This window comes from Myxosarcina sp. GI1 (genome assembly GCF_000756305.1).
GTDB lineage: Bacteria > Cyanobacteriota > Cyanobacteriia > Cyanobacteriales > Xenococcaceae > Myxosarcina.
This window is the reverse complement of the sequence record NZ_JRFE01000004.1, coordinates 1-6,342: the sequence shown is the minus strand read 5'-3', so window position 1 is coordinate 6,342 and position 6,342 is coordinate 1. Positions and strand designations below refer to the sequence as shown.

At 36.6% G+C, this 6,342-nt stretch carries 5 protein-coding genes and 1 pseudogene; 2 read left to right on the top strand and 4 right to left on the bottom strand.

The features are described from left to right. Positions 1 to 174: 174 nt before the first annotated feature. Positions 175 to 882 carry a hypothetical protein gene (locus KV40_RS01605; protein WP_036477314.1) on the bottom strand — a complete coding sequence of 236 codons (708 nt, stop codon included), beginning with the start codon at positions 880 to 882 and terminating at the stop codon, positions 175 to 177. A gap of 623 nt (positions 883 to 1,505) precedes the next feature. On the opposite strand from KV40_RS01605, the gene KV40_RS01600 reads away from it, so the two are divergent. Further along, positions 1,506 to 2,570 carry a helix-turn-helix domain-containing protein gene (locus tag KV40_RS01600; protein ID WP_036477312.1) on the top strand — a complete coding sequence of 355 codons (1,065 nt, stop codon included), beginning with the start codon at positions 1,506 to 1,508 and terminating at the stop codon, positions 2,568 to 2,570. Positions 2,571 to 2,753: 183 nt separating this feature from the next. Here the strand turns inward: KV40_RS01600 and KV40_RS01595 are convergent, their stop codons facing one another. Genes KV40_RS01595 through KV40_RS01585 form a run of 3 tightly spaced genes read right to left on the bottom strand, consistent with a single transcriptional unit; the run spans position 2,754 to position 5,079 of the window. Further along, positions 2,754 to 3,452, bottom strand: a complete 699-nt coding sequence (locus KV40_RS01595; protein WP_036477310.1) for a hypothetical protein — start codon at positions 3,450 to 3,452, stop codon at positions 2,754 to 2,756. Beyond that, a complete protein-coding gene (crtA, locus tag KV40_RS01590) occupies positions 3,442 to 4,293 on the bottom strand; it encodes a cyanoexosortase A (RefSeq protein WP_036477308.1) in 852 nt (283 codons plus the stop codon). Before crtA ends, KV40_RS01595 begins: the two co-directional genes overlap by 11 nt. Before the next feature lie 12 nt (positions 4,294 to 4,305). Next, positions 4,306 to 5,079, bottom strand: a complete 774-nt coding sequence (locus KV40_RS01585) for an HpsJ family protein (protein WP_036477432.1) — start codon at positions 5,077 to 5,079, stop codon at positions 4,306 to 4,308. Positions 5,080 to 5,651: 572 nt separating this feature from the next. On the opposite strand from KV40_RS01585, the pseudogene KV40_RS01580 reads away from it, so the two are divergent. Then, positions 5,652 to 6,342 (top strand): annotated as a pseudogene (locus tag KV40_RS01580) (hypothetical protein); the annotation flags it as partial.

Genomic DNA, 6,342 nt, shown 5'->3' with positions numbered 1-6,342 from the left:
CACAGCGATCCAGTTTTTTTGTAGCCTTCAGATCGCTAAGTAATACGTAAATAAATTTAGTATTTTAAAAATAGGAAACTCTGAAAAATAAAGGGAGACAACTTTTAGGCGTTGCTGTCTCCCTGCATACTTCAAAAAGCAGATAAATTGTGTTGTAAGGAGAAACTAGAAATATTAGGCTTCTATAGGTATTAATATTTCTTCTTTAGCTTCTAGAGGAAACTCACTAATAATTTGCTGGAATTTTTGAAGATCGTTTTGCCAATTGGTAACTATGTCTTTAATTTTTTCCGTACGTTCTGCATCAGTATCATGCTTCAGTTCGTAGGCAAAATTACCACTAAAAACAATGATTGGTAAAGCTTCTGAGTCTGGCTGGCGCAGTTTTCCTTCATTAATGACAAGACTACAGCGACTATCCTCAAAGTCATAAACTAAGCGCAACTCTGTTTGCACTGGTTTAGTTCCATGCTGTTGCCAAGAACCAGGTACTAAAATTTGGTTATAAAAGTCCTGATAAGATTCAAAACCTAAAGAGTCTAACTGCAGATAAGCTCGAAAGTTAATACCCAGTGCATGATAATCGAGATTAGATAATTTACTGATATAGCCTCGGACGACTTCAGGACTAACGCAAGCTTTTGGAGTTTTGTCTTCTAAAGTTTCTCCAAATAGGCAGCGATTGGGTTCGCCAATAATATTAATTCCATTGCTATAGACGGTTTGGCTAAGGCGATCGTTAGCAACGGGTTGACGACTCAAAGTCCAATCACTGGAAACAATACCGCTAGATTGCAGAAACTTAGCATGAGCCAGACTTAAATCGTAATTACGGATTACAAGAGCAAAAGTTAGTTCGTGAACTTTGAATAAACTATTCATCTTTTTCAGTTTTTTTACAGAATGCAAATCAAATATTTTTGTCTGCAATTTGCTTTTATGTTAAAGCTAAGTAAAGAGATAAGCATTAGAAAAATTACGTATTTTATCTTACTTTTATTTTTGAATACGGTATTTTTATAAATGTTTTAATAAGCAAGCTATAAATATTTTGTCTGAGCCAATTTATAATTTTTCAGTGCATATACCGCTAATCGATAGAATAAATTAGCGGTATATGGTATATACAGTTATTGAATTTTCTGAATTTTTTTTATTAGAAAATAAACTTTTAAATATCTAAAACCAAAATTACGGCGATTTATTTCTTAGCTGAATATAAATGCAAATTAAACCAGGTAATCAAAGATAAGAATTTTTATTTAAAATAGGATTAATTTGCATTTGCTCCAAAATTTTAACAATTAGGCACTTTGTTGAGTTGTACTGGTGTCTCAAAATAATTGGACTAGCGTCTCAAATATCTGGAGATTACGTTTGAATGAGATTTTGACCTCGTCTAAAACTCACTAAATTTTCTGAAGAGTAAAGATAAAGAGGTTTGACGATTACTTACTCTATAGCTAGTATGGCTAAGCGAAATATTTTTAAAGATTACTTTAGTAGTGGTAACATCCGAGCCGACCGTTAATACAGCAAATGCTAAGAAGATTCCTTATGCTCAACCCTGTTCGGATGAAATGCCTCCGAAAGATTGTTTGACTGCCTGGCATGAGCTAACTAGCCCACTCTTTGACATCAATGTACAGAAACCCGACCAATTTTCGGGTTCGGTCAAAGCCTACCTACTCGGTCGGATAATTTTTACCGAAGTTGAATTTGATGCTCAAACATTTCGTCGCACCTTGAGGCACACCAAGATAGGAGCGAGCGATCATCTGGTTTTAGAGTGGTATTTAGATGGAGGCGGGACAGGATATCTAAAAGACGACTCTATTATTATGTCCCCGAAACAAATTAATTTGCTTGACTATCGGCACTCTCTGTACACAAACATTAGTGATGCCAAGTTGATTTCGTTTACGATTCCCAGAGAAATGGTTCAGTCCTTTAATACCAAGCATTCCTCGGCTCTATCTTGGGACGTATCATCTGCTAAAGGTAGAGTTTTGTCCTCGTTTATGAGTGAACTTTGGTGTTTGCTGTCAAAGGTCGAGCAGTCTGAAGCCAGAGAACTGTCTAATGCTCTAGCAGGGTTACTCAATGGACTGCTGTTGCCGCAACGCCAGCAGTCAGACTACGAGCAAACATGCGTACGAGCTTCTACACTAACCGCAGTCCAAAATTTTATTAGTGCTAATTTACATTTGTCGTCTCTGAATAATGAATACCTTTGTCAAACATTTAACATTTCGCGATCGAGCTTGTATCGTTTGTTTGAGAAATTTGCTGGTGTAGAGAGTTATATTAGAGAGCAACGACTCAAACGAGCTTTTGACCAACTTATTGATGCCAAACCAGGAACATCGAAAACTCTAATCTTTGACATTGCTGTTAGTTCTGGATTTACCAACTCTGCTTATTTTTCTCGCTTATTTAAGAAAACTTTTGGGGTAACACCATCGGCAGTTTTGCATGATGCGATCGAGAATGATGATTTACAACTGACTGAAGCTAAAGAGCAGTATGGGCAAATAAAAACATTTAAAAGATGGTTTGTACAAGCTTAACTAAAGAGCAACCTGCAATTATAAAATCTCTGCTATTACGTTAAGCGATTCAAGTTGCTTATGACATTTCTTGTAGCGATCGCTTGCATGACGAATTGCCTCGATTAATTTCATCTTCAGCTTTTGGCTGTCAGATAAATCGTCTAATTAAGATTAAATTGTCGTTAATTAGTCACTCTAAGCTTAAGGTGCCATCGCCTCAATCGATTTTGCATTTAGTTCGCGTAACCGTGTCTCTAACAAACTAGCGGCTTTTGTTTCATTAATATCTACGAGAGAAACAGATATATTAACCCAAAAACAATCCCAATCTCTTAAATCTTCTAGTCCAAATATCCAGGGTAATAAACGGCGAGACATGTTTTCATTGGCAAGAGCGATAATTTGACTTTTGCTAAAAGCAGTTTGTCCTTGTGAATACATACAGGTATTGAGATACATTTTCTCATCATGGGTAGATAAGCCGTAAGTGCCAAGTTTATTTTCAACAACAGTTATTCTCGAACTATTATCGACAGTATCGGTTTTGTCAGACATATCCTTCGCTATTCCTCGATATCTTTGAATCAACTTCTCATTACCCTGGGTATAGTTAGGAACGTAATACACTTCTGTAACTAGGCTGTTGTCGGTTCTCTTTCGATCGCCTGTGGCGGTAAGCGGAGCGTAATCGCGCCATCCTTGGATATTTCGATTGCGGTAAGGAAATAGATTATTAATAAATTTAGGCTCGATCTCTTTCCATTCCTTAAACACAAGGGGAGGTACAAATTCATTCTTAAAATCTTTAACAAACAAATTAATCCCAATCGCGAATGCAACTCCCAAGCTACAGCAGCCTAAAACTACAGTTCTAGCTAACTGCCAATATTTAATGTTCATATAGCTTACTCAAATCTTGAGTTTTTTCTTCTTTGTGACTGACTAGAAGCCGGTAAACTAAGGCAAATAAGAAAACAGCAAGGTTGGTAAATATTGCCGCACCACTGCTACCGTGCCAATAATCAAAAGCTTCTTGGTGTTCGTTAACTACCAAAAAAGCCATCAAACCGAGACGTACGCTATTAACTGAAAAAGCAATTATCGTTGCCCAAAGTGCCAACAGGACTTTTTGATTTTTTTTAAGGCTAAAACATAAAGAGATGACCAAACAAAATTGCCACATTAGCCATAAAAGCTTAAAGCTAGTGCAGCCTCCCGCAATTTCAATCGAACCTGTGGGCAATACTACCGAATTATCTATTTGATGCACATCAAACCCAACATACCAAAGCATCAACCGCGATATTTTGGCATCCAAAATGGCAATATTTTTATTAAGCGAGAGCCAGCTGAGAATATGAGAGAGGGGAATACTTGTAAGACTGACAATGATAATTTCTCGCCAGTAGTGTCTAATGTGTGAAATTCTAGTAGCTAACAGACAAATTCCCAAACAAGAAATAATTGGATAAAAATGAGCTAAAACATCGGTAGCGCGATCGCTCATCAGACTACTACGCACTGACATCCAGGTAATTAATAATAGTCCCAAACAGGTAGAAAAAATATTACTATCGAGAGAACGTGTATTGCGATTTTGCCAAGTAACAAGCAAAGCCGCACACCAAAAAATCAAACAAACAGAATTGTAAGCAACTAAATGCCAATTTAAAAATATTAATAACCCTGTAATAATTAGCAACCAGAAACTATAGGGTTGTAATTGCACTTTTTCAAGCATTTGAGCGACTTATTAATTAGTATTTGTTAAACGTAATACTCTAGTCCACTGGGTATGACTCCAAATCATTATGAAGCCAATTCCAGAAATAATTGCTCCAATAATCCACTTAAAAGTTGTTTCGATCAACTCTGTTCTTTGTTTACTAAAATTTTTTTGCAGTTGTTTTTGACTATTTTGCTGCTGTTGCCTGACTTGAGTGAGTAAATTTTGTTTTAACTGCTGAGGAGAGGTAATTGCGAGTTCTGGTGTTTTTTGCTGATAAGCTCTAAGTAAAGTATTCAATTGTTCTTCATTGGCACTTTTTAGCTGCCTGGAATATTGCTGCATGCGTTCTTTTTGCTGGCTGATTTGAATAGCAAACTTAGCTTTTTGACTGCGCTCGATTCTAAAAGCATTACCAATTAAAATTGGCGTAATTAGAAAATACACCGTACCTAAAAATAGAGCCAACCAGGAAAGTAAAGCTAAAAAATTTAATTCTTTTGGTTTAATAAAGTCGCGATCGCGCCGATAAAAAATTAAAATCAATCCTATCAACGAACCCCAAACAGTTTCAACTAACTTACCAGAAGTTTCCCAAGCCCAAATAGGATTAAATAACTTAGCATTTAAAAATAAAGTTATATAGTCTAACAACATCAAACCAAGAATTATATAACCAACTAAATTGATGATTTTAGTCGATTGTTGCTCGACCACAGCATTGACCTGTTTGGGAGAAGATACTTGCTGTGGTTTTAGCTTAAGATGTTGTCTAAATCTCCACCAGTAAAACTTAAGCATATAAACTTTAGCAATCACAGATATTACCTGTTTGTTTATAACTCAATAAATCCACTCTGACAACAGATATTATTTTAAAAGTATACATTTATTTACTTTATCTAAAAATAAGACTGCATGGGTTTTAAATTTTTACCACAATAATTATTTTTATGTGCAGATATTTTTTTCAATTTTTGTCTACTTTGAATAGAACATTTCCGTAAAAATACGGGAGACATAAAGGATTATATTGAATTTAGAATAGGTAACTAAGTTCCTAAACGTAATTAACTATCTCTATTATTTATTGCTTAGAATTTTGTTAAAAAAAATATATTTGTTTAAAAAAAAGTGTAATTAATTGTTTGTTATCTGCTTACGCAAATAAATATTATTTTTAAGATTTTCAAATATCGAAAATATAGATTGACAATTTGGTTTTTTTAAATTTAAGTAATTATCTACTTTCAATCGAGTTACAAACAGTTAATCAGTCAATTAAAGTCATTCAAATTCAGGAAATTTAGGGTAGACAGAAATTCTCTGGCTTGAAGGGCATATTCCACGCCTACCCAAAAGGAGCAAAAATTATGGCAAATTATAACGTAAATCTAGCAACAGACAACGGCTTGGGAGATACTCCAGGAACTCTGAGCTATGCAATAACCCAAGCAAACGCCAATTCTGAAGCGGATACTATCGAACTTAATAATGATTTACGGCTAAGTTTGTCAAACGGTGTCGCTCGAATGCCTGAGATTGAGAGTGATATTACTATCAATGGTAATGGATATAGCATCAGTGGTGATAACGATGGTGACGGTGTTATCGATCTAAACGGTGAAGACAGACCCCTACTAGCTGTTACCAACGGTAAGGTAGAAATTAACGATCTTACTCTCACTAGTGGTGTAGCCAAGGGAGGCGATGGTTCTGGCGGCGGTGCTGGCACGGGCGGAGCCTTATTCGTCTACGATGGTGATGTTACCGTCAACAATGTTGACTTTACAGATAATCGCGCTGTAGGTGGCGATGGTAATACTGGCAGCACTGGTGGCACTGGTAGCTTTGACGGCTTTGGTGATGGTGGTAGCACTGGTAGCACTGGTAGCACTGGCAGCACTGGTAGCAGAGGTACAAATGGTATAGACGGCGCTTTTTTGGTTTCTAGTACTGGTGGTACCAATGGTGGCACTGGTGGCACTGGCTACACTGGTGGCACTGGTTACACTGGCGGCTTTGGTGCTGGTGGTGGCAGAGGCGGTACTGGTGGTAGGGGCG

Coding starts and splice junctions, on each gene's coding strand:
- crtA (WP_036477308.1), bottom strand. CDS start 4,293: ATGCTTGAAAAAGTGCAATTACAACCCTATAGTTTCTGGTTGCTAATT.
- KV40_RS01605 (WP_036477314.1), bottom strand. CDS start 882: ATGAATAGTTTATTCAAAGTTCACGAACTAACTTTTGCTCTTGTAATC.
- KV40_RS01585 (WP_036477432.1), bottom strand. CDS start 5,079: ATGCTTAAGTTTTACTGGTGGAGATTTAGACAACATCTTAAGCTAAAA.
- KV40_RS01595 (WP_036477310.1), bottom strand. CDS start 3,452: ATGAACATTAAATATTGGCAGTTAGCTAGAACTGTAGTTTTAGGCTGC.